Origin of the sequence: uncultured Arenimonas sp., from assembly GCF_963976025.1 — a bacterium.
GTDB lineage: Bacteria > Pseudomonadota > Gammaproteobacteria > Xanthomonadales > Xanthomonadaceae > Arenimonas.
Window position 1 is genome coordinate 1 of record NZ_CAXBJS010000036.1, and the last position, 20,427, is coordinate 20,427.

General features: G+C 68.6%; 24 protein-coding genes and 1 pseudogene. 20 read left to right on the top strand and 5 right to left on the bottom strand.

All coding sequences use genetic code 11. The annotated features are described in order from the left end of the window. Window positions 1–48 precede the first annotated feature (48 nt). The 18 genes and pseudogenes from AACZ35_RS04375 (at window position 49) to AACZ35_RS04460 (ending at window position 13,566) form a co-directional block, all read left to right on the top strand. Window positions 49–603 carry a TlpA disulfide reductase family protein gene (locus AACZ35_RS04375; protein WP_339826498.1) on the top strand — a complete coding sequence of 185 codons (555 nt, stop codon included), beginning with the start codon at window positions 49–51 and terminating at the stop codon, window positions 601–603. A 100-nt stretch (window positions 604–703) separates the two neighbouring features. Next, window positions 704–1,138, top strand: coding sequence for a type II 3-dehydroquinate dehydratase (gene aroQ / locus AACZ35_RS04380; RefSeq protein ID WP_339826500.1), 435 nt, complete (start codon window positions 704–706; stop codon window positions 1,136–1,138). 39 nt (window positions 1,139–1,177) lie between these two features. Next, on the top strand, window positions 1,178–1,654 hold the full coding sequence (accB, locus tag AACZ35_RS04385) for an acetyl-CoA carboxylase biotin carboxyl carrier protein (protein WP_339826502.1): 477 nt from the start codon (window positions 1,178–1,180) through the stop codon (window positions 1,652–1,654). Window positions 1,655–1,664: 10 nt separating this feature from the next. Beyond that, on the top strand, window positions 1,665–3,032 hold the full coding sequence (accC, locus tag AACZ35_RS04390; RefSeq protein WP_339826504.1) for an acetyl-CoA carboxylase biotin carboxylase subunit: 1,368 nt from the start codon (window positions 1,665–1,667) through the stop codon (window positions 3,030–3,032). A 60-nt stretch (window positions 3,033–3,092) separates the two neighbouring features. Further along, window positions 3,093–3,788 (top strand): hypothetical protein, encoded by a 696-nt coding sequence (locus tag AACZ35_RS04395; protein WP_339826506.1) that lies wholly within the window; start codon window positions 3,093–3,095, stop codon window positions 3,786–3,788. Next, window positions 3,785–4,510: a hypothetical protein gene (locus AACZ35_RS04400; RefSeq protein ID WP_339826508.1), complete on the top strand. Its 726-nt coding sequence runs from the start codon at window positions 3,785–3,787 to the stop codon at window positions 4,508–4,510. The genes AACZ35_RS04395 and AACZ35_RS04400 overlap by 4 nt, the downstream gene beginning before the upstream one ends. Beyond that, window positions 4,507–5,184 (top strand): hypothetical protein, encoded by a 678-nt coding sequence (locus AACZ35_RS04405; protein WP_339826510.1) that lies wholly within the window; start codon window positions 4,507–4,509, stop codon window positions 5,182–5,184. The genes AACZ35_RS04400 and AACZ35_RS04405 overlap by 4 nt, the downstream gene beginning before the upstream one ends. 46 nt (window positions 5,185–5,230) lie before the next feature. Beyond that, window positions 5,231–6,136, top strand: a complete 906-nt coding sequence (gene prmA / locus AACZ35_RS04410; protein WP_339826511.1) for a 50S ribosomal protein L11 methyltransferase — start codon at window positions 5,231–5,233, stop codon at window positions 6,134–6,136. An 18-nt stretch (window positions 6,137–6,154) separates the two neighbouring features. Further along, a complete protein-coding gene (locus AACZ35_RS04415; RefSeq protein ID WP_339826513.1) occupies window positions 6,155–6,673 on the top strand; it encodes a DUF3426 domain-containing protein in 519 nt (172 codons plus the stop codon). Window positions 6,674–6,788: 115 nt separating this feature from the next. After that, complete coding sequence (fis, locus tag AACZ35_RS04420; RefSeq protein ID WP_339826515.1) at window positions 6,789–7,070, top strand: DNA-binding transcriptional regulator Fis; 282 nt, start codon at window positions 6,789–6,791, stop codon at window positions 7,068–7,070. Window positions 7,071–7,106: 36 nt separating this feature from the next. Continuing rightward, complete coding sequence (purH, locus tag AACZ35_RS04425) at window positions 7,107–8,672, top strand: bifunctional phosphoribosylaminoimidazolecarboxamide formyltransferase/IMP cyclohydrolase (RefSeq protein WP_339826517.1); 1,566 nt, start codon at window positions 7,107–7,109, stop codon at window positions 8,670–8,672. Next, entirely contained in the window at window positions 8,672–9,121 is a 450-nt protein-coding gene (locus AACZ35_RS04430) for a hypothetical protein (protein WP_339826519.1), read from the top strand. The genes purH and AACZ35_RS04430 overlap by 1 nt, the downstream gene beginning before the upstream one ends. Before the next feature lie 34 nt (window positions 9,122–9,155). Continuing rightward, window positions 9,156–10,436 carry a phosphoribosylamine--glycine ligase gene (gene purD, locus AACZ35_RS04435; RefSeq protein WP_339826521.1) on the top strand — a complete coding sequence of 427 codons (1,281 nt, stop codon included), beginning with the start codon at window positions 9,156–9,158 and terminating at the stop codon, window positions 10,434–10,436. Between the two features lie 42 nt (window positions 10,437–10,478). Beyond that, the gene (locus tag AACZ35_RS04440; RefSeq protein WP_339826523.1) at window positions 10,479–12,374 is read left to right on the top strand and encodes an MFS transporter; all 1,896 of its coding nucleotides are present in this window, start codon (window positions 10,479–10,481) and stop codon (window positions 12,372–12,374) included. An 86-nt stretch (window positions 12,375–12,460) separates the two neighbouring features. Then, window positions 12,461–12,526: pseudogene (locus AACZ35_RS04445) on the top strand (zinc-ribbon domain-containing protein); the annotation flags it as partial. Between the two features lie 87 nt (window positions 12,527–12,613). Beyond that, window positions 12,614–12,874 (top strand): CD225/dispanin family protein, encoded by a 261-nt coding sequence (locus tag AACZ35_RS04450; protein ID WP_339826542.1) that lies wholly within the window; start codon window positions 12,614–12,616, stop codon window positions 12,872–12,874. After that, window positions 12,858–13,292 (top strand): DUF2752 domain-containing protein, encoded by a 435-nt coding sequence (locus AACZ35_RS04455; RefSeq protein WP_339826525.1) that lies wholly within the window; start codon window positions 12,858–12,860, stop codon window positions 13,290–13,292. Before AACZ35_RS04450 ends, AACZ35_RS04455 begins: the two co-directional genes overlap by 17 nt. A gap of 7 nt (window positions 13,293–13,299) precedes the next feature. After that, complete coding sequence (locus AACZ35_RS04460; RefSeq protein WP_339826527.1) at window positions 13,300–13,566, top strand: CD225/dispanin family protein; 267 nt, start codon at window positions 13,300–13,302, stop codon at window positions 13,564–13,566. Window positions 13,567–13,570: 4 nt separating this feature from the next. Here the strand turns inward: AACZ35_RS04460 and AACZ35_RS04465 are convergent, their stop codons facing one another. Genes AACZ35_RS04465 through AACZ35_RS04485 form a run of 5 tightly spaced genes read right to left on the bottom strand, consistent with a single transcriptional unit; the run spans window position 13,571 to window position 16,973 of the window. Continuing rightward, on the bottom strand, window positions 13,571–14,452 hold the full coding sequence (locus AACZ35_RS04465) for a hypothetical protein (RefSeq protein WP_339826529.1): 882 nt from the start codon (window positions 14,450–14,452) through the stop codon (window positions 13,571–13,573). A 9-nt stretch (window positions 14,453–14,461) separates the two neighbouring features. Further along, window positions 14,462–15,379: an NAD(+) diphosphatase gene (nudC, locus tag AACZ35_RS04470; RefSeq protein ID WP_339826531.1), complete on the bottom strand. Its 918-nt coding sequence runs from the start codon at window positions 15,377–15,379 to the stop codon at window positions 14,462–14,464. A 7-nt stretch (window positions 15,380–15,386) separates the two neighbouring features. Then, window positions 15,387–15,746, bottom strand: coding sequence for an iron-sulfur cluster insertion protein ErpA (gene erpA, locus AACZ35_RS04475; RefSeq protein WP_188665610.1), 360 nt, complete (start codon window positions 15,744–15,746; stop codon window positions 15,387–15,389). A 31-nt stretch (window positions 15,747–15,777) separates the two neighbouring features. Beyond that, a complete protein-coding gene (locus tag AACZ35_RS04480) occupies window positions 15,778–16,239 on the bottom strand; it encodes a polymer-forming cytoskeletal protein (RefSeq protein WP_339826534.1) in 462 nt (153 codons plus the stop codon). A 2-nt stretch (window positions 16,240–16,241) separates the two neighbouring features. After that, window positions 16,242–16,973: a DUF6776 family protein gene (locus tag AACZ35_RS04485; RefSeq protein WP_339826536.1), complete on the bottom strand. Its 732-nt coding sequence runs from the start codon at window positions 16,971–16,973 to the stop codon at window positions 16,242–16,244. A gap of 115 nt (window positions 16,974–17,088) precedes the next feature. Here AACZ35_RS04485 and AACZ35_RS04490 point away from each other — a divergent pair, with 115 nt between their 5' ends. Together AACZ35_RS04490 and AACZ35_RS04495 are read left to right on the top strand one after the other, a co-directional pair. Continuing rightward, a complete protein-coding gene (locus tag AACZ35_RS04490) occupies window positions 17,089–17,673 on the top strand; it encodes a DUF4126 domain-containing protein (RefSeq protein WP_339826538.1) in 585 nt (194 codons plus the stop codon). 97 nt (window positions 17,674–17,770) lie between these two features. Then, complete coding sequence (locus AACZ35_RS04495; protein ID WP_339826540.1) at window positions 17,771–20,356, top strand: EAL domain-containing protein; 2,586 nt, start codon at window positions 17,771–17,773, stop codon at window positions 20,354–20,356. Window positions 20,357–20,427: the final 71 nt, after the last annotated feature.

The following is a 20,427-nucleotide window of genomic DNA, read 5'->3' on the forward strand; positions in this document are numbered from 1 at the left end:
CATCCTGACCCAGGGCATCGTCGACGACGCCCTGGCCGAGGCCGCGCGATGAAGCGCGATGCCGTCTTCACCTGGGCCGCGATCGTGGTGCTGGGCGGGCTTTCGGCCTGGCTGGGCTGGTGGCTGGGCCAGCAGGCGCTGTGGCCAGAGGAAAAACCCGCGCCGCCCGGCATGGTGGTCACCGAAGTCGGCCAGCTGGCGCCGCCGCTGACCCTGCCCGACCTGCGCAGCGGCGACCCGGTGGCCGTCACCGGCCCGGGCCGGACCCGGCTCATCAACTACTGGGCCAGCTGGTGCGGCCCCTGCCGCAAGGAAATGCCGGTCCTGGACGCTTTCTCCCGGCAACAGGGCGGCAACGGCATCAAAGTGATGGGCATCGCCCTGGAAAGCCGCGACGAAGCCATGGCCTTCATCAAGGACGTGCCGGTGGAGTTCCAGCTGCTGGTGGAAAACCCCGGGCCGGGCGATAGTTCGGTGCAGCTGGGCAACCGGCGCGGCATCCTGCCCTACACGGTGCTCATCGACGCAGACGGCCGCCTGCTGAAAACCCACTACGGCGCCTTCCCCGATGCCGAATCGGTGCGCGAATGGGCCCGGCCCTGAGAATTCAAACGCCCGTTAAAATCCGCTAAGTCGCGGCGATCGTCTGGACAACTGACCCGCCCTGCCCCCAGACTGTGCGTCCCTCGGGGAGAGGCATGGCGTGGCGAACATCCTGGTACTGCATGGTCCCAACCTGAACCTGCTCGGCGAACGCGAGCCGGGCATCTATGGCCACGTGCGCCTGGACGATATCAACGCCCGCCTCACCGCCCGCGCCAGCGAAGCCGGCCACCAGCTGCAGGCCTTCCAGTCCAACGCCGAACACGCGCTTGTGGACCGGGTGCAGGCCGCCCGCGGCGACGGCACTGCCTTCCTGCTGGTCAACCCGGCCGCATTCACCCACACCTCGGTGGCCCTGCGCGACGCCCTTGCAGCAGTCGCGCTGCCCTTCATCGAAGTACATCTGTCGAACCCGCATGCGCGCGAACCGTTCCGCCACACCAGCTATTTCACCGACCTGGCGGTCGGGCTGGTCAGCGGTTTCGGCGCCGACAGCTACGCCTACGCGCTTGAAGCCGCCATCGCGCGGCTCTGAGCCCCTTCCCAACCCCATCACCAACAAGACGAGGCCGTCATGGACCTTCGCAAGATAAAGAAGCTGATCGACCTGCTCGAGGAATCGAACCTCGCCGAAATCGAAATCAAGGAAGGCGAGGAATCCGTCCGCCTGGCGCGCGTGCCGTCGGTCAGCTACGCCCCGGCGCCGGCGCCCGCCCCGGTGGCCCACCATGCCGAGGCTCCGCGCCAGGCCGCGCCGGCCAGCCCGGCCACGCTGTCGGCCGAAGCCGTGGGCAAGTCCACCAGGGACATCCCGGACGGCCACACGGTGCGTTCGCCGATGGTCGGCACCTATTACGAGTCGCCCGCGCCGGACAAGCCGGCTTTCGTGAAGGTCGGCCAGCAGGTCAAGGCCGGCGAAACGCTGGGCATCATCGAAGCCATGAAGATGTTCAACCCGATCGAGGCCGACGTCTCGGGCACGGTGCGCGCGATCCTGGTCGAAAACGGCCAGCCGATCGAATTCGACGAGCCCATGTTCGTCATAAGCTGAGGACCGGCCCATGCTGGAAAAAATCGTCATCGCCAACCGCGGCGAGATCGCGCTGCGCATCCTGCGCGCCTGCCATGCCCTGGGCATCAAGACGGTGGCGGTGCACTCCACCGTCGACCGCAACCTCAAGCACGTGGCGATGGCCGACGAGTCGGTCTGCATCGGCCCGGCGCCGTCGTCCGAGAGTTACCTCAACATCCCGGCGATCATCGCCGCGGCCGAGGTCACCGACGCCCAGGGCATCCACCCGGGTTACGGCTTCCTGAGCGAAAACGCCGACTTCGCCGAACGCGTCGAGAAGTCCGGCTTCGTGTTCATCGGCCCGACCGCGAACGTGATTCGCATGATGGGCGACAAGGTCGAAGCCATCCGCGCCATGAAGGACGCCGGCGTGCCCTGCGTGCCCGGCTCGAATGGCCCGCTTCCCGACGACGAGGCCGAATGCATCGCGCACGGCCGCGAGATCGGCTACCCGGTGATCATCAAGGCCGCCGGCGGCGGTGGCGGCCGCGGCATGCGCGTGGTGCACACCGAAGGCGCGCTGTTGACGGCCATTGCCGCCACGCGCCAGGAAGCCAAGGCCGCGTTTTCCAACGACATGGTCTACATGGAAAAATTCCTGGAAAACCCGCGCCACGTGGAGATCCAGGTGCTTTCCGACGGCCAGGGCAATGCCATCCACCTGGGCGAACGCGACTGCTCGATGCAGCGCCGGCACCAGAAGGTCGTCGAAGAAGCCCCCGCGCCCGGCATCACCGACGAGCAGCGCGCCGAAATCGGGCGCATCTGCACCGAAGCCTGCGTGCGCATCGGCTACCGCGGCGCCGGCACCTTCGAGTTCCTGTACGAAAACGGCCGCTTCTACTTCATCGAAATGAACACCCGCATCCAGGTCGAACACCCGGTGACGGAGATGATCACCGGCGTCGACCTGGTGAAGGAGCAGCTGCTCATCGCCAGCGGCCAGAAGCTTTCGATCCGCCAGGAAGACATCAGCATCAATGGCCACGCCATCGAATGCCGCATCAACGCCGAGGACCCGGAATCGTTCCTGCCCAGCCCCGGCCTGATCCGGCACTTCCACGCCCCGGGTGGTCCCGGCGTGCGCGTGGACAGCCACATCTACGAAGGCTACAAGGTGCCGCCGAACTACGACTCGATGATCGGCAAGCTGATCGTGCACGGCCCCGACCGCGCGACAGCAATCGCCCGCATGAAGGTGGCGCTGAGCGAAATGGTCGTCGACGGCATCAAGACCAACGTGCCGCTGCAGCAGCGCATCATGGCCGACGTCGGTTTCCAGCAGGGCGGCACCAACATCCACTACCTGGAAAAGCGGCTGGCGGAGCGCAAGGAAAAAGCGATAGGGTTGGGCTGAAACACCCAATCCGGAGCCAAATCCTTGAAAAGTGAGGGAACTTTTCTGCTTTCGCTAACGATGGCAGTGGTTCTTAGCGGCTGTGACATCGCGGACAAGATTCCGCTTACGCCACGCGATGCCGCCGAAGCGGCGAGGCCCTTCGGTACGCCGACCAGGGAGAAGCTGGAGGAAACCGAGGAAGGCACGCGGTATCGGTGGACGCTGGAATCACGGCGGCCCGCGACTTGGAGCCAGGCTCTCTCCACGATCCGGCGAACGCGCGAAAACCGATGCCCGGACGGCCAGTTCGCCGACGACCTCGATTTCAAGCCTGCTCTCGACAAGTCAACTACCGCGAGCTACACCCACGAGTACCCGGCGGGAACACTGTTCATCATGGAGCAGCGCTGCCCGGCCCCACCGTCCTATCAATTCACTTTCGACAAGCAGTTGGACACGGCTGAGGCCACGCGCCTCGTGGAACAGCGCATCCAGGAGCGCGCCGGCGGGCGGCGGGTCAGCACCGTCGTTATCCCGTTCCACGCGAAGCCGGAAATGCCGCTTTTCGAACAGGTCAGGATGACCCTGGCGGCTTTCGCGCAGGGACAGGCGGAGACCTGCCCTGACGCCTTCCGCTTCAGCTATATGTCGCTCGGCGTGCAGCCTTCGCCGGACGATGACGAACAAACGCCGGATGCCTATCTGGGGTTCATCACGGACTGTCTCGATGGAGCGAAGTCGGCACCGTGGCCAGTACCGGAGGCTGAGTCATGAAGGCCCTGACTCGACCAATCCTTTCCCTCGCGTTCGCCGCGATCTTCCTGACGGCCGGCTGCGACATGGACAAGATTCCGCTGACGCCGCGCGACGCGGCAAACCTTGCCGGCAAGTTCGGTACACCCACCCGTTCCGAGCTCAGCGGCAACGACACCGAAGGCCGGACCTACGAGCTGATGGTCGAATCCCAACGCGAGGCCAACTGGCGCGAGGCCGACTTCGCGCTCTGGCGCGGATTGCGGGTCACCTGCCCGGATGGCCGCCGCGGCGCCACGATTTCCTCGTCACCGGCCGAACGCACCGATGCCGAGCAAACCCGGATGCATCCCCCGGGTACGGTTTTCCGCCGCGTCATCACCTGCCCGCCGCCGCCGGACTTCGAGTTCACCCTGGCTGAAGGCCTGAACAAGCAAGACATGCACTGGCTCTTCCATGAGCGGCTCAACGAAGGCATCCAGGGCTACCCGCGCGACCCTGTCGTGCAGCCGGTGCGGTTTGGCCCGACGAAGCCGAAGTACCTGGCCATCGAACAGGCGCTGGGCAAGGCCACCTTGGAGTGGATGGAAAAATGCGAGGGCAGCGCGAGCTTCAGTCGGATGGCCGTGGGCATCTTCCCGCCCCTTCCGGCCGACTCCGAACTGAGGTACCGCCCGGCCGATGCCTACATAGGCTTCATTGTGGATTGCAGGAAACCAGAACTCGAGGAGTCCCAGCCGTGAACCGAATCACCTGCACCATTCTTTCGATGGCCGTGGCTTTTGCCGTATCGGGCTGCCACCGGGGGACCGGGATTCCCGGTGAGGCCCTGATGGACCAGGTGCAGCTTGTCGAACTGGAGCCAGCCGGGAACAGTGCGAAACGATTTGAAGCGCGAATCCTTGCCGATGGTCGCTACACCTACAGGGACCACTCCACGGCACTGCTCTTGTCCATGGACGGCGGGCAATGTGCCCAGGGCGGCTTCAGCCTGGAAGCGGGTGGCGAGCATTTCGCCCAGGACGCCGCACGACCCGAAGAAGGCCAGGTGCTCAGCATGCAGTTCACCTGCAGCCTGGACCGCCTTCCCAACCACCAGTCCATCGCGCCGGGCACCCCCCATCTGGTGGCGATGCCACGACCGGAAGGGGCGGAGTCAAAAAACGGCTGGACATCCGGAGCCGAGAAGCCGATTGCCATGGCCAATCGCCTGATCGGCGACCAGGTTCGCGAAGCCTACACCGAGGATTGCGGCGAAAAGCCGATGGTGATCGAGCGGATCGACACCGGTACGGAAGTCGTCCCACCCGAGGACGCGGAACCGGACGGCGACGCAGCTTTTTCGGCGGAGAGAACGCGCATGCACGTCGCCGTGGCCTTCCGGTGCCTGGAACAGCCAGCCGCCAGCGACGGCTGATCCGCGGCAATGCGACAATGGCGGCCCCAGACCCACCCCGGCCGCCATGCCCTTCCTCGAACTCGCCCTGACCGTCCGCGCCGAGGACGAAGCCCGCGCTGAAAACGCGCTGTCGGACATCGGCGCGCTGTCGGTCACCCTGCTTGACGCCGATGCCAGCACGCCCAACGAACGCGCGGTCCTCGAGCCCGGCGTCGGCGAACAGCCGCTGTGGCCGCAGATCACCCTGCTGGCGCTGTTTCCCGGCGACACCGTGCCGGAGCTGGTGCTGCACGCGCTCGACGCCTTCGACAGCGGACTCGACCTGGCCGGCGCTCAGTTCCGCGAAGTGGCCGACCAGGACTGGGAACGCGCCTGGATGGACCAGTACGAACCCCTGGCCTTCGGCAAGCGCACCTGGATCGTGCCCTGGAACATGGACGCGCCTGCGGAATCGGAAGGCGGCGCCATCGTGCGCCTCGACCCCGGCCTGGCCTTTGGCTCGGGCACGCACCCGACCACGGCGCTGTGCCTGGCCTGGCTCGATTCCCTGGACCTGGCCGGCAAGACGGTGCTCGACTTCGGCTGCGGCAGCGGCATCCTGGCCCTGGCTGCGCTGAAGCTGGGCGCCGAACGCGCGGTCGGCGTGGACAACGACCCGCAGGCGCTTTCCGCCACCGCCGACAACGCCGAACGCAACGGCGTGGGCGACCGGCTGGCCGTGTACGCGCCCGAAGACGAACCGCCGGCCACCTATCCGGTGGTGGTGGCCAACATCCTGGCGGTGGCGCTTGATGCCCTCGCCGACACCCTGGCCGCGCGCGTGCAGCCCGGCGGCGTGATCGCGCTTTCCGGCATCCTGCATGGGCAGGAACCGGCGCTGCTTGAGCGTTACGCCGCCTGGTTCGACGACCTGCAGGCCGTGCAGGAAGGGGACTGGATGCGCATCACCGGCCGCCGCCGCGCCGGCTGAGCCGGTATCCTTCGCGCCATGCCGCCCCGCCCCCCGCGCTTCGCCACTCCCGATGCCCCCGCGCCCCGCACTCCCCGCCCGTGGGGATGGTGGGCGCTGGCCGTCGCCCTGGCCGCCGGCCTCGCCCTGCAGCTGATGCTGGCCGACCGCGCCCGACTGGCCACCGACCCGGCCTGGCGGCCGCGGCTGGAAAGCCTGTGCGGCGTGCTCGGCTGCGACCTGCCGGCCTGGCACGAACCCGGCGCCTTCCGTGTGACCAGCCGGGAAGTCCGCCGGCACCCGCAGGACAACCGCGCCCTGCTGATCACCACAAGTTTCCGCAACGACGCCCGCTGGGCGCAGCCCTGGCCGGTGATGGAACTCGCACTGCACGACATCGACGGCAATGCGCTGGGCCTGCGCCGATTCAAGCCGCTTGAGTACCTGGGCAGCCCGCCGGCGACCGAACTGATCGCGCCGGGCCAGTCGGCCAGCGCCACGTTGGAAATACTTGATCCCGGCCAGCGGGCCGTGGCCTTTACGTTCGACTTCCACTGAACTTGGACAAAAGGGCAGTCGCGACGTAAGCAGGTTTGACGTAGACTCCTCTCCCCCGTCGCCAGGCCGGCGGGTTCCGCACGGAAGCGGACCAGAACAGTGGAGCGCACCCGAAGTGAATGTCCCGACCGCCGCCAGAGCGGAAACCAATACGACGACGCCCAGCGGCCATACGCCCCTGCGCGAGCATGTTTCCCGCTCGGTGCGCCGCTATCTGCACGACTTCAACGGCTGCGACCCCGACGACCTGTACGAAGTGGTCCTGCGCGAGATCGAACTGCCGCTGTTCGCCGAAGTGATGCGCCACTGCGAAGGCAACCAGAGCCGCGCCGCCGCCTGCCTGGGCATCAACCGCGCCACCCTGCGCAAGAAGCTCAAGGCCTACGGCCTGGCCTGACCCGGTATAATCGCGCCCTCTTTACAGAGGTGCCCGATGACCGACCGCCAACCCGTCCGCCGCGCGCTGCTTTCCGTTTCCGACAAGACCGGCGTGGTCGAACTGGCCCGCGGCCTGCACGCGCTGGGCGTCGACCTGCTGTCCACCGGCGGCACCGCCAAGGCCCTGCGCGATGCCGGCCTGCCGGTGCGCGATGTCAGCGAAGTCACCGGTTTCCCGGAAATCATGGACGGCCGGGTCAAGACCCTGCACCCGAAGATCCACGGCGGCCTGCTTGGCCGGGAAGGCACCGACGACGCGGTGATGGCCGAACACGGCATCGCGCCGATCGACCTGCTGGTGGTCAACCTGTATCCCTTCGTGCAGACCGTGTCCAAGCCCGGCTGCAGCTACGACGACGCCATCGAGAACATCGACATCGGCGGCCCGGCCATGCTGCGCGCCACCGCCAAGAACCACGCCCGCACCAGCGTCGTGGTTGATCCGTCCGAGTACGGCGCCCTGCTCGAGGCGCTGCAGGCCGGCGGCACCACGCCGGCCATGCGCCGCGCCTGGGCCGCGAAGGCCTACGCGCACACCGCCGCCTACGACGGCCAGATTGCCCAGTGGCTTTCCCCTCGCGCTGAAAACCCCGACGAACCCGAAGCCTGGCCGAAAACCTTCCACGCTTCACTGCAGCTGGCTTCGGCCCTGCGCTACGGCGAAAACCCGCACCAGCGCGGCGCGCTTTACGTCGAAGCCGGCGCCGGCGAAGGCATCGTCGCCACCGCGCGCTTCCTGCAGGGCAAGGAACTGAGCTACAACAACCTGGCCGACGCCGACGCCGCGCTTGAGTGCGTGAAAGCCTTCGACGCCCCGGCCTGCGTCATCGTCAAACACGCCAACCCCTGCGGCGTCGCCGTCGCGGGCAACCTGATGGACGCCTACGACCGCGCCCACGCGGTCGACCCGACCTCGGCCTTCGGCGGCATCATCGCCTTCAACCGCGAGCTCGACGCCGCCACGGCCGCGGAAATCCTCAAGCGCCAGTTCGTCGAGGTGGTGATCGCGCCGTCCATCGCCGCCGACGCGCTGCCGGCCTTTGCGAAGAAGCCCAACGTGCGCGTGCTGGCCTGCGGCGAGCTGCGCACGGCCGGCGGCCTGGAATACAAGCGCATCGCCGGCGGCCTGCTGGTGCAGGACGCCGACACCGACGCGCTGGGCGCCGCCGATCTGAAGATCGTGTCCAAAGTCGCACCGTCCGAGGCCCAGCTGCGCGACCTGCTGTTTGCCTGGAAGGTGGCGATGTACGTCAAGTCCAACGCCATCGTGTACGCCCGCGACCTGCAGACGGTCGGCATCGGCGCGGGCCAGATGAGCCGCGTGGTCAGCGCCAAGATCGCCGGCATCAAGGCCGAAGAAGCCGGCCTGGTCGTGCCGGGCTCGGTGATGGCCTCCGACGCCTTCTTCCCCTTCCGCGACGGCATCGATGCCGCCGCCCAGGCCGGCATCGCCGCCGTCATCCAGCCGGGTGGCTCGATGCGCGACGCCGAGGTCATCGCCGCCGCCGACGAACACGGCATGGCCATGGTCTTCACCGGCCGCCGGCACTTCCGCCACTGATGACGGGCCAGCCCGCCAAACCCTGGGTCATCGCGCTGGTCCTCGTGGCCGGCCTGGCGATCATCGGCGGCGGCTGGTGGTTCGCCGAGCAGCGTGCCGCGAAAGCGCGCGAAACCGTCGCGATCGCCGCGCGCATGCAGGCGATCGTCGATGAATTCCAGAAAGGCCTGCCGCGCCCCTACGCCCAGGGCCTGGAACTGCAGCGCGTCGAATTCGAAGGCAGCGACCTGGTCACGACCATCCGCAGCCTCAACCGCCGCGCCAACCCGGACGATCCGGCCATCGGGCAGGTGGCGCAGGCGGAAAAAGCCCTGATGCTGCCGCTGTGCGACCAGCCCGACGTGCTGTTCCTGCTGGCGCGCGGGGTGGTCATCAAGCGCCGCTTCGTGGACACGGACGGCAACCGTTTTTTCGAGATCTCGCTCACCTCGGCCGATTGCACGCGCTGAGCACGGGCCCACACTTCAAGCGCGGGGAAAGTTGATGAAAGTCCTGGTGATCGGTTCCGGCGGCCGCGAGCACGCCCTGGCCTGGAAGCTGGCGCAGTCGCCGCGCGTGGAAGAAGTTCTGGTCGCCCCGGGCAACGCCGGCACCGCCACCGAAGCCGGCTGCCGCAACGTCGATGTGCGCGCCACCGACATCGACGGCCTGCTCAACCTGGCTGAAACCGAGGGCGTGGGTCTTACGGTCGTTGGCCCGGAAGCGCCGCTGGTGCTGGGCGTGGTGGATCGCTTCCGCGACGCCGGCCAGCCGATCTTCGGCCCCACCGCCGCCGCCGCCCAACTCGAGGGCAGCAAGGCCTACGCCAAGGATTTCCTGGCCCGGCACCGCATCCCCACTGCTTACTACGCGGTGTTCGAAGACGCCTCGCTGGCGCTGCAGCACGTGCGCGACCACGGCGCGCCCATCGTCATCAAGGCCGACGGCCTGGCCGCCGGCAAGGGCGTGGTGGTGGCGATGACGGTCGAAGAAGCCGAGGCCGCGATCACCGACATGCTCGAAGGCAACGCCTTCGGCGAGGCCGGCGCACGCGTGGTCATCGAAGAATTCCTGGACGGCGAGGAGGCCAGCTTCATCTCGCTGGTCGACGGCGCCACCGCGCTGCCCATGGCCACCAGCCAGGACCACAAGCGCGTGGGCGACGGCGACACCGGCCCGAACACCGGCGGCATGGGCGCGTATTCGCCGGCGCCGGTGGTCACGCCGGAAGTGCACGCGCGCATCATGCGCGAAGTGGTCGAGCCCACCGTGCGCGGCATGGCCGCCGACGGCGTGCCCTTCACCGGTTTCCTGTATGCCGGCCTGATGATCTCGGCCGACGGCGCGCCGAAGGTGATCGAATTCAACGTGCGCTTCGGCGACCCGGAAACCCAGCCGGTGATGCTGCGCCTTCGCAGCGACCTGCTGGACCTGGTCGAAGCCGCCGTCGAAGGCCGCCTGGACCAGGTGCAGGCCGAATGGGACCCGCGCCCGAGCCTGGGCGTGGTGATGGCCGCGGAAAACTACCCCGACACGCCGCGCACCGGCGACGTCATCGCCGGCCTGGCCACCGACCCCGGTGCCGATGCCAAGGTCTTCCACGCCGGCACGACGATGAAAAACGGCCAGGTGGTCACCGCCGGCGGCCGGGTCCTGTGCGCCTGCGCCCTGGGCAGCGACATCGCCGACGCCCAGCGCCGCGCCTACGCCGCCGCCGACAACATCCACTGGGACGGTGCCTTCTACCGCAGCGACATCGGCTGGCGCGCCCTGCAGCGGGCCTGACCCCGGGTTTGCTAGGCTTCGGCGGTCACGTCGGGGGAGCCCATGGCCCACAACCAGTTTGAACTGCTCGGCCAGCGGCGCTTCCTGCCGTACTTCGTCACCCAGTCCCTGGGGGCGTTCAACGACAACGTATACCGGCAGGCGATCATCGGGCTGCTGATCTACCTGGGCATCAGCCTGGAAGAGCGCACGCTCTACACCAACCTGGCGCCGGCGCTGTTCATCCTTCCTTACTTCCTGTTTTCCGGCCTGGCCGGACAGATCGCAGAGAAGCTGGAGAAATCGCGGCTGGTGCGTATCACTACGATGATGGAAATCGTCATCATGTCGGTGGCAGGCGTCGGCTTTCTCATCAACAGCATGACTTTGCTGCTGGTGGCGCTGTTCTGCACGGGCCTGCAGTCGACGCTGTTCGGGCCGGTGAAATATTCGATCCTGCCCAGCGTGCTCAAGCCCGAGGAGCTGACCGGCGGCAACGGCCTGGTCGAGATGGGCACCTCGATGTCGATCCTGCTGGGCATGATCTTCGGCGGCATGATCTTCGCCGTGGCCGGCAGCTATGGGCCGCAGGCGGCCGCGACGGCGATCGTCGTGCTGGCGATCACCGGGAATCTGGTCAGCCGGGCGATCCCGCGGGTGGAAGCGTCGGCTCCGGACCTGAAGATCAACTGGAACCCGTTCCCTGAATCGCTAAAGGCGCTGCGACTCACGCGCAGGACGCCGGCCGTGCGCAACGCGGTGCTGGGCGTGTCCTGGTTCTGGTTCGTCGGCACGGTGCTCACCGCGCAGCTGCCGACCTATGCCGTCACCCACCTGGGCGGCAGCGTCGGCGACGGCACGCTTTATCTCTTCTGCTTCGTGCTGTTTTCGGTCGGCACCGGCGTGGGCTCGCTGCTTTGCGAAAAGCTGTCGCGGCGCACGGTCGAAATCGGCCTGGTGCCGCTGGGCGCCTTCGGCATGACCGCCTTCTGCGTGGACCTGTATTTCGCGCGCCCGGGCCTGGCCCTGTCCACCGGCCTGGACGCCGCGGGTTTCATCGCCAGCGAAGGCAGCTGGCGCATCATGGCCGACCTGACGCTGATCGGCCTGTTCGCGGGCCTGTACATCGTGCCGCTGTTCGCCCTGGTGCAAAGCCGCACGCCCAAGGGCGAACTCTCGCGCGTCATCGCCGGCCTGAACATCCAGAACGCCTTTTTCATCGTCCTGGCGGCGATGGTGGGCATTGCGGTGCAGCGTTACCTTGGCTGGTCGATCCCGCAGGTGATCCTGGCGCTGGGCATCGCCAATGCGCTGGTGGCCCTGCTGATCTTCACCCTGGTCCCGGAATTTTTCCTGCGCTTCCTGGCCTGGATCTACGTGTCGGTGTTCTACCGCGTGTCGGTCACGGGCGTCGAAGAACACGTGCCCGACGAAGGCCCGGCCCTGCTGGTGTGCAACCACGTCAGCTACATGGACCCGCTGGTGATCAGCGCCGCGGTGCCGCGGCCGATCCGCTTCGTCATGTACTACAAGATCTTCCGCATCCCGGGCATGAACTGGGTGTTCCGCGCCCACCGCGCCATTCCCATCGCCGGCGCGCGCGAAGACCCGGCCGTGATGGACGCCGCTTTCGCCGAAGTAAAAGCGGCGCTGGACGCCGGCGAACTAGTCTGCATCTTCCCCGAGGGCGCGCTGACCAAGGACGGCGAGATCGCCAAGTTCAAGAGTGGCGTCGAACGCATCCTCGAACAGACGCCGGTACCGGTGGTGCCCATGGCCCTGACCGGCCTGTGGGACAGCATGTGGTCGCACCGCGACAGCCGACTGGGCCGCCTGCGCGTGCCCCGGCGCCTGCGCGCCGCCGTCGGCCTGGTGGCGGAAGCGCCGATGCCCGGCGAATCCGCCGATGCGGCCTCGCTGGAGGCGCGCGTGCGCCAGCTGCGCGGCGACCGCCCCTGAACCGTTTGACGGGACGCGCACGCAAACGCTAGTTTCCCCTTCGTGGTGCCCTTGCATGCACCACCACTACTTTCCAGGGGAACACCATGATCTGTACCAATTGCGGCCACCAGAACACGGCCGGCGCCAGCGCCTGCGAACAATGCGGCGCCGCGCTGCCCACGACGCCGCCGGTCCCGCCGATGTCGGCCGGCCCGAGCACCCCGCCGCCCCAGGCCACCGCGCCAGCCGCGAACGCCATGCGCGCGCCGATCCCCAACCACCTGGTGTGGGCGATCCTGGTGACGCTGTTCTGCTGCCTGCCGGGCGGCATCGTCGCCATCGTTTATGCGGCCCAGGTCGACGGCAAGGCCGCCTCGGGCGACTACGCCGGCGCGCAGCAGTCGTCCGACAACGCCAAGCTGTGGTGCTGGATCTCGCTGGGCGTGGGCCTGGTGGCCATTGTTGGCTGGTTCGGCCTGATGGGCCTGGGCATCATGGCGGATGCCGGCAACTACTGATCCCCTGCCGGGATACCGGCGCCACCCGGTTGGCCTGGCCCTGTCCGGGCTGGCCGCCGTGGCCGGCGCCGTGCTGCTGTGGAACGTGGACCCGCGCCAGGCCGGCAGCCCGCTGCCGCCCTGCCCGTCGGAGTGGCTGACCGGGCTGTTCTGCCCCGGCTGCGGCACCACCCGCGCCCTGCACGCCCTGCTGCACCTGGATTTCGCCAGCGCCATGGCGATGAACCCGCTGCTGGTGCTGTCCCTGCCCTTCGTCGCGCTGCTGCTGGCCAACCAGCTGTTCGCGCTGCCGGAAGGCTGGCGCAGCCTGGCCCGCCGCATCGGCGACGCCCGGCCCTGGGCCGCGGTGCTGATCACTTACGCGATATTGCGAAACCTGCCCTGGGAACCGTTCTCGTGGCTGGCCCCCGGAGGATGAAACAGTGATGCAGCCGCACGTACCCAACCACCTGGTCTGGGCCATCCTGATGACGCTGTTCTGCTGCCTGCCCGGCGGCATCGTCGCGCTGATCTACGCCAGCCGCGTGGACACCCTGGTGGCGACCGGCAACATTGCCGCCGCGCGGGAGGCATCGAACAAGGCCAGCTTCTGGTGCCTGGTGTCGCTGTTCACGCCGATCCTCGGCATCGTGGCCTACCTGCTGCTGATGGCCCTGGGCATGAGCCTGGGCGCTCTGGCGGGCGGCTACTGAAGGGCTAGGTCGCCCAGCCGGCCAGCACCAGCAGGGCCAGCACGCCCAGCCACAGCAGCAGGATGCGCCAGACCAGGCTCATTGCGTCGCGCAGCTCGAGCAGGGCGGACGCCTGTGCCGGGCCATCGACGGCATAGGCTTCTTCTTCGGCCAGTTCGCTGGCCACCGAGGCGCGCGCGGCGGCGCCCAGGAAACCCGCGTCCAGGCGAAAACCGCCGGCGGCGTGCCAGTCGCGCCAGGCGCTGACCACGCGGTCGAAATCGGCGGCCAGGGCCATCGCGAAAGTCATCAGCTGGGCCACCGGCCAGTCCAGCACCGCCAGCGCCGTGCGGGCGAAGCCGCGCTGGCCGGCCGGCAGGCTGCGGCGGGCCTCGCCCTGGGCGCAAAGCGACACCAGGCGGTAGCCGATGGCGCCGACCGCGCCGGCCAGCAGGAACCAGAACAGCACGCCGAACCAGCGCCACAGCGCGCAGCGGAACACCGCCTCGACCAGGGCCGGGCCTTCGCAGACCGGTTCACCGCCGGTGTGGAACAGCGACTGCGCCGCTTCGCAGCGCGCGTCGGGGGTGCGCGCCTCGATGATGGCTTCGACGTCCAGGTCCAGGTCGCGCGGGCCCCAGGTGTAGAGCAGCGCCAGCAGCGCGAACACAAAGGCCGGCAACCCGTAGAACAGGTCGTCGATGAAATACTGGATGAGGCCGATGACCAGCAGCGGCAGGCCCACCGCCAGCAGCAGGCCCAGCTTGTTCGGCCAGTCGCCGCCGGCCTGCCGGCCCAGCCAGTGCAGCCAGCCGATGAACCAGTCGTAGCGACGCAGCAGCGGCAGCGAGGGGAACACATGCCCCAGCAGCAATGCGACGACAACGGCGATGAGGGCGGCGGACATGGGGGGATTCTAGCCCTGTTGGGCCAGCCATTCCTCGATGAGCGTGCGCGCGATGGAAAGCCGCGGCGAGAGCTTCAGTTCGCCGCTGGCGACGCCGGCCTGGATGTCGGCCTTGGAGAACCAGCGCACCTGCTCGAGTTCGTCGCTGACCTGGGGTTCCACGGGTTCGCCCACGGCGTGAAAGCCCACCATCAGCGAACCCGGGAAGGGCCAGGGCTGCGAGCCTGAATAGCAGGTCGAATGCACCGGCACCGCGGCTTCTTCCATCACTTCGCGGGCGATGGCCTGTTCCAGCGACTCACCCGGCTCGACGAAACCCGCCAGCACCGACCAGCGCCCCGGCGGCCAGCTGGCCTGGCGGCCAAGCAGCAGGCGCGGGCCGTCGCTGACGGCGACGATGATCGCCGGGTCGGTGCGCGGGTAGTGTTCCAGCCCGCAGCCCGGGCAGCGGGCGCTGTAGCCGGCCTTGCCCACCACCACGGCCGCGCCGCAGGCGCCGCAGTGGCGGTTGCGCAGCTGCCAGTGCACCAGCGCGCGCGCCTGGGCCAGGGCCGAGGCCGGCAGCGCCGGCCAGGTGGCAGCGGCCTCGCGCACGCCCAGGCGGCCCGGCAGGGGCTCGGCCAGGGCTTCATGCGGCAGCACGAACCAGGCGGTGTCGCCGTCCAGGCCCAACAGGCTGGCTGCGGCCGGCCGTTCAGAGGCCAGGCGGTCGCCGGTGCAGATGACGTCTTCGGGCGAAGCCTCGGCGCCGGTGGCCGGCGCGGTTTCCTTGGACGGGCGGTGGAAGCGCGCCTGGCCTTCGGCATCGACCACCAGCACGCGGGCGTTGTGCCAGCGGGCGTTGAGTTCTTCGGGGTTTTCGCGAAGCAGCTCGGCGCGGTCCAGGCCCGGGCCGCGGAAGGCGAAACCGGGCGGCACGGCGCTCACGGGCGGATCAGGCCGAAAAGCTGCTGCCGCAGCCGCAGGTGGTCTTGGCGTTGGGGTTGCGGATGACGAACTGCGCGCCCTGCAGGCTTTCGCGGTAGTCGACCTCGGCGCCCATCAGGTACTGCAGGCTCAGCGGATCGACCAGCAGGGTGACGCCGTCACGCTGCAGGGCCAGGTCGTCTTCGGCCTGCTGTTCGTCGAACTCGAAGCCGTACTGGAAGCCCGAACAGCCGCCGCCGGTGATGTACACCCGCAGCTTCAGGCCCGGATTGCCTTCTTCGGCGATCAGGGACGCGACCTTGGCGGCCGCGGCGGGCGTGAACTCGAGCGGGGCGTCGAGCTGCTGGTAGCTGGGATGCATTTCCATGGCGGCAAGATGGGGCCTGCGGGCCCCTTATTCAAGCTTCCTGGGCCTCGGCCTTGCTGTGCTTGCCGCGCAGGGGCACCGCCGCCGGCGGCGATTCGGCACCCGGGCCGGTCAGCTGGGCCAGCGGGGCCTCGGCGTGGATCAGGCGGCCGGTGATCATGGCGCCGGCGGCCATTTCCACGACCTTGTAGTGGATATTGCCCTGCACGCGGGCGTTGGCGGCCAGTTCGACCCGTTCGCTGGCGTAGACGTCGCCGGTCATCGTGCCGCTGATCACCACCACCGGGGCGCGCACCTCGCCTTCGATGCGGCCGTCTTCGGCCAGCGTGAGCACCGCGGCCGAGCCCTCGTCGGCGACGACCTTGCCGTAGATGGTGCCCTCGACGTACAGGCCACCGGAAAAATTGATGTCGCCGCGGATGACGGCGCGCGGGCCGACCAGGGTTTCCACGGCATTGCCGTGGCGGGGGGATTTTTTGTCGCTGCCGAACATGCTTAGTCTCCTCGCGGTGCCCGCGCTTCCCAGGGGAAGGCCTGCTCCACGGTACTGCCGTCCGAGCGCAACTGCACGCGGACGCGTTGGGGGGTAAAGCCCTCGGGCAGCATCACGCTGCCTTCGAGCTGCTGGAAATAGCGGAACGAGAACGGCTGTCCGGATGCATCCGGCTTCTGGAGTAGATCGGCCCAGCCCAGGTTGACCAGGCGGCCTTCGCTGACGCCCTCGACCGACAGCCGCGCTTCGCCCTTGCTGATGGCGCCGCGGTTGAGGTTCTGGGTAAGGGTGACGGTGTAGCGCCAGGTGCCGCCCGATTCCTGGGCGAACACGGCTTCGTGCACGCTCAGGCCGCGGCGCTGGCCGGTGGCGCCGACCAGGCGTTCGTAGAAGGCCACGTCGGCGCGCAGGGCCGAGACTTCTTCTTCGCGCTCGGCCAGGGTGGCCTGCAGTTCGGTATTGGCGGCGCGGCTTATCTGGTCGCTGCGGCGCAGGGTGGCGACGTTCTGGCGCAGCTGCCGGGCAACGTCTTCCGAGCGCGAGGCGCGTTCGCTGGCCAGGTTCAGTTCCTGGCGCAGCTGGTCGCGGCCGGGCGCAGCGCGTTCGGAGGCCACCATCCACACGCTGACCAGGCTGGCCAGCCACAGCGCCAGGCCAACCGCCAGCAGCACCCGGGCATACGGGCGATGGGGCACGATGACGAAGCGGTGTTTTTCGGGGGCGGGGGTATTCATGACCTTAGGGGGTCGCGCCGGGACGCGTAGCCGGCCAACTTAAGCGGGCGCGCCCTGCCAGCGTCAAGGCGCAGGGCCACTATACTGTGAACCACGTCACGTTCCGGGGGCCGGTATGACCGAAGCGCATATCTTTGCACTGGGTTTGGCGCTGGCCTGCCTGGCCGGCGTGCGCGCCTATTTCACCGTCTTCGGCGTCGGCCTGGCCGGGCTGATGGGCTGGGTGGAGCTGCCCAGCGCCCTGGAGGTCACCATGTCGCCCTGGGTCATGGGCACCGCCGGTGCGCTGGCCGTGGTGGAGTTCGCCGCCGACAAGATCCCGGGCGTGGACTCGGGCTGGGACCTGCTGCAGACGCTGGCACGCATCCCCGCGGGCGCCTTCCTGGCGGCCGCCACGCTTTCCGACGACGGCCAGCTGGCCGGCAGCGCGCTGGCCCTGGGCGGCGGCGCGGCGCTGGGCACGCACCTGCTGAAGTCCGGCACGCGCGCGCTCATCAATGCTTCACCCGAACCGGTTTCGAATTGGGCGGCATCGGCCGGCGAAGACGGCGCGGCGCTGGGGGCGATGACATTGGTGTTCATCTACCCCTGGGCGGCGCTGGCGCTGTTGCTGGGCGTATTGCTGGCCGGCGCGTTGTTCGTGGCCTGGGTGGCGAGGTGGGTCTGGCGTGTGTCCGGCAGGGCTGCTGCCGGCCGTTAGCCTTCATGCATAATCCAAGGCCAAACAGGGGCCACGCGATGAATCCGCACGACGAGTCACGACTCGCCGCACACCGACCCGCTTTCCTCCGCGGCGCGTGGAGAAGATCGGCCGCCGCCTGCACCACTTCCTGCAGGACGGCTGGGACATCAACGGACTGGCGCTTCTGAACGAAGACGCGCTGAGCCTGGGCCACGCCTGCCGCCAGCACGGCCTGGACGAGGCCGGCCAGCATTTCCTGCACCTGCACGAAATGCTGCACGACACCCTGCAGCAGCAGGCCCTGCCCGACCAGGAAACCGGCGAAAGGCTGTGGAACCTGGTCGAGGAAATCGGCCAGGCCGTGCCCATGGGCGCCGAAGCCGGCGCCGACATCAGCACGCCGCCGCGCGTGGTGCAGCAAAGCGGTCGCGCCGAAACCCCGCCCGCCAACTACTGGCGCCGCTGGGGCGAAGACGCGCCCGACGCCACCGCCACCGCCGTCGAAGAAGAGCCGGCCCCGGCCCCGGCACCGCCGCCGCCCCCGCCCCCGCCTGCACCCAAACGTGCCCCGGCCATCACGCCGACGCCCAAGCCCGCCGCCAAAGCGGCCCCCGCGCCCCGCCCCCCGGTGACCGCCATGGCCGACACCACCCCGGACGTCACCGGCATCCGCGTCTACCACCTCACCGAACACGGCCCGCTTTCGCTGGAACTCGACCAGCGCATGGAAGCCGCCGGCTACGAAGTCGAACTGCTCGACACCCCCGAGGAACTGAGCGTACTGCTGGGCGCCCTGCCGGCGCGCCTGGCCCTGGTGGACGCCGGCTTCAGCGACCAGCTCGACGAGATCGGCGCCACCGTGCGCGCCGCCCGCGAACTGAGCAGCCAGCCCATCCAGCTGGTGGCCCTGAGCGAAGCCGACGACATCACCCTGCGCCTGAATGCCAAACGCGCCGGCGTCGACCTGCTGCTGGTCGAGCCCAATGCCGCCGAGGTGCTCAAGCGCCTGGGCCAGCTGGTCAGCCCCGGCGGCGGCGAACCCTTCCGCGTGCTTGTCGTCGAAGACGACCGCAACCAGGCCCTGTTCGCCGAAGGCATCCTGCGCAATGCCGGCATGCAGACCGACGTGGTGCTCGACCCGCTGGACGTGCTGGAAGCCCTGCACCGCTTCAACCCCGACCTGATCCTGATGGACCTGCACATGCCGCATGCCAACGGCATCGAGCTGACCGTGCTCATCCGCGACCAGGACCCCTTCCTGCACACGCCCATCGTCTTCCTGTCGGGCGAAGTGGACACCGACCGCCAGTTCGAAACCCTGGAAGCCGGCGGCGACGACTTCATCAGCAAGCCGGTGCGGCCCAAGCACCTTATCGCCGCGGTAAGCAACCGCGTCGCCCGCCACCGCGCCTCGCAGGCCAAACAGACCCGGCGCAGCGGCAGGCACCCGGAAACCGGCCTGATGCACCGCACCGAGGTGCGCGAGCAGATCGTCGACGCGCTGGCGTCGGCGCACGAGGGCAGCGTCGGCGGCGTATTGTTCCTGGAAGTCGAAAGCGTGAACCTGCTGCGCGACCGCCTGGGCCTGACCCTGCTTGAACAACTGCTGGGCGCCGTGGGCAAGGTGGTGGGCGAACAGGCCGGCTCGCGCCCGGCCACGCGCTTTGGCGACGGCAGCTTCGTGGTGCTCGACACCGAGCGCGACGAAGCCGGCCTGGAAGCCTTCGCCACCCAGCTGCGCGCCACCCTGGTGCAGCATCCCTTCACCGTGCAGGGCCGGCCGCTGCGCCTGCGCGTTTCGGTGGGCGTGTGCGCGTTCAAGCACCGGTTCACCGACGTGGCCGAACTGCTGGACGTGGCCGAACGCATGGCCCGCGAATCGCGCACCCAGGACAAGGGCGTGCGCCGCTACCAGCCCGCGCAGCCGACCGAAGCCGCGCGCGAGACCGCGCTGGTGAACGAAATCCGCGAAGCCATCGCCCGCAACAGCCTGGAACTGCTGTACCAGCCGGTGGTGGCCGTGGCCGGCAGCGACGACAGCCAGTACCAGGTGCTGCTGCGCCTGCGCGACGCCAACGGCAAGCTGCTGCCGGCCGCCGAAGTGGTGCCGCTGGCCGAACGCGGCGACTTCATCACCGACATCGACCGCTGGGTGATGCAGGCCGCCATGAAGCTGATTGGCGACCGCCGCGCCGAGGGCAAGTCGCTGCGCCTGTTCGTTACCCAGTCGCCACTTACCCTGGCCGACCCGGGCCAGGCCACCTGGCTCAAGGCCGAACTGGCCGCGCACGACGTGCCCGGCACCTCGCTGGTGGTGGAGCTGCGCATGGAAGACGCCGCCATCCACGCCGGCACCATCCGCACCTTCTGCGACGCGATGGTGGCCGACGGCCTGCAGTTCTGCCTTAGCCAGTTCGAATCGAGCGACAGCACCGACCGCCTGTTCGACGAACTGCCGCTGGGCTTCGTGAAGCTGGCGCGCAAATACACCTCCACCGCGCTTTCACCCAACATGCGCGACGAATTGAAGGTGCTCATCGACCGCGCCCACCGCCGCGGCCTGGAAGTGATTGGCCACGGCGTCGAAGACGCACAGGCCGCCGCCACGCTGTGGATGAGCGGCATCGATTTCATCCAGGGCAACCTGGTCCAGCAGGCCGACCGCGACATGGACTTCGACTTCCAACAGGCAGTTCTCTAGATGACCCCGAACCCGAAAGACGCACTGATCGTCCGCTGGCTGGCGATTTCAGGCGCGCTGGGCGCGGCGAT

Coding starts and splice junctions, on each gene's coding strand:
- AACZ35_RS04375 (WP_339826498.1), top strand. CDS start 49: ATGAAGCGCGATGCCGTCTTCACCTGGGCCGCGATCGTGGTGCTGGGC.
- accB (WP_339826502.1), top strand. CDS start 1,178: ATGGACCTTCGCAAGATAAAGAAGCTGATCGACCTGCTCGAGGAATCG.
- accC (WP_339826504.1), top strand. CDS start 1,665: ATGCTGGAAAAAATCGTCATCGCCAACCGCGGCGAGATCGCGCTGCGC.
- AACZ35_RS04395 (WP_339826506.1), top strand. CDS start 3,093: ATGGCAGTGGTTCTTAGCGGCTGTGACATCGCGGACAAGATTCCGCTT.
- AACZ35_RS04400 (WP_339826508.1), top strand. CDS start 3,785: ATGAAGGCCCTGACTCGACCAATCCTTTCCCTCGCGTTCGCCGCGATC.
- prmA (WP_339826511.1), top strand. CDS start 5,231: ATGCCCTTCCTCGAACTCGCCCTGACCGTCCGCGCCGAGGACGAAGCC.
- AACZ35_RS04415 (WP_339826513.1), top strand. CDS start 6,155: ATGCCGCCCCGCCCCCCGCGCTTCGCCACTCCCGATGCCCCCGCGCCC.
- purH (WP_339826517.1), top strand. CDS start 7,107: ATGACCGACCGCCAACCCGTCCGCCGCGCGCTGCTTTCCGTTTCCGAC.
- AACZ35_RS04430 (WP_339826519.1), top strand. CDS start 8,672: ATGACGGGCCAGCCCGCCAAACCCTGGGTCATCGCGCTGGTCCTCGTG.
- purD (WP_339826521.1), top strand. CDS start 9,156: ATGAAAGTCCTGGTGATCGGTTCCGGCGGCCGCGAGCACGCCCTGGCC.
- AACZ35_RS04440 (WP_339826523.1), top strand. CDS start 10,479: ATGGCCCACAACCAGTTTGAACTGCTCGGCCAGCGGCGCTTCCTGCCG.
- AACZ35_RS04450 (WP_339826542.1), top strand. CDS start 12,614: ATGCGCGCGCCGATCCCCAACCACCTGGTGTGGGCGATCCTGGTGACG.
- AACZ35_RS04455 (WP_339826525.1), top strand. CDS start 12,858: ATGCCGGCAACTACTGATCCCCTGCCGGGATACCGGCGCCACCCGGTT.
- AACZ35_RS04460 (WP_339826527.1), top strand. CDS start 13,300: ATGCAGCCGCACGTACCCAACCACCTGGTCTGGGCCATCCTGATGACG.
- AACZ35_RS04465 (WP_339826529.1), bottom strand. CDS start 14,452: ATGTCCGCCGCCCTCATCGCCGTTGTCGTCGCATTGCTGCTGGGGCAT.
- erpA (WP_188665610.1), bottom strand. CDS start 15,746: ATGGAAATGCATCCCAGCTACCAGCAGCTCGACGCCCCGCTCGAGTTC.
- AACZ35_RS04480 (WP_339826534.1), bottom strand. CDS start 16,239: ATGTTCGGCAGCGACAAAAAATCCCCCCGCCACGGCAATGCCGTGGAA.
- AACZ35_RS04485 (WP_339826536.1), bottom strand. CDS start 16,973: ATGAATACCCCCGCCCCCGAAAAACACCGCTTCGTCATCGTGCCCCAT.
- AACZ35_RS04490 (WP_339826538.1), top strand. CDS start 17,089: ATGACCGAAGCGCATATCTTTGCACTGGGTTTGGCGCTGGCCTGCCTG.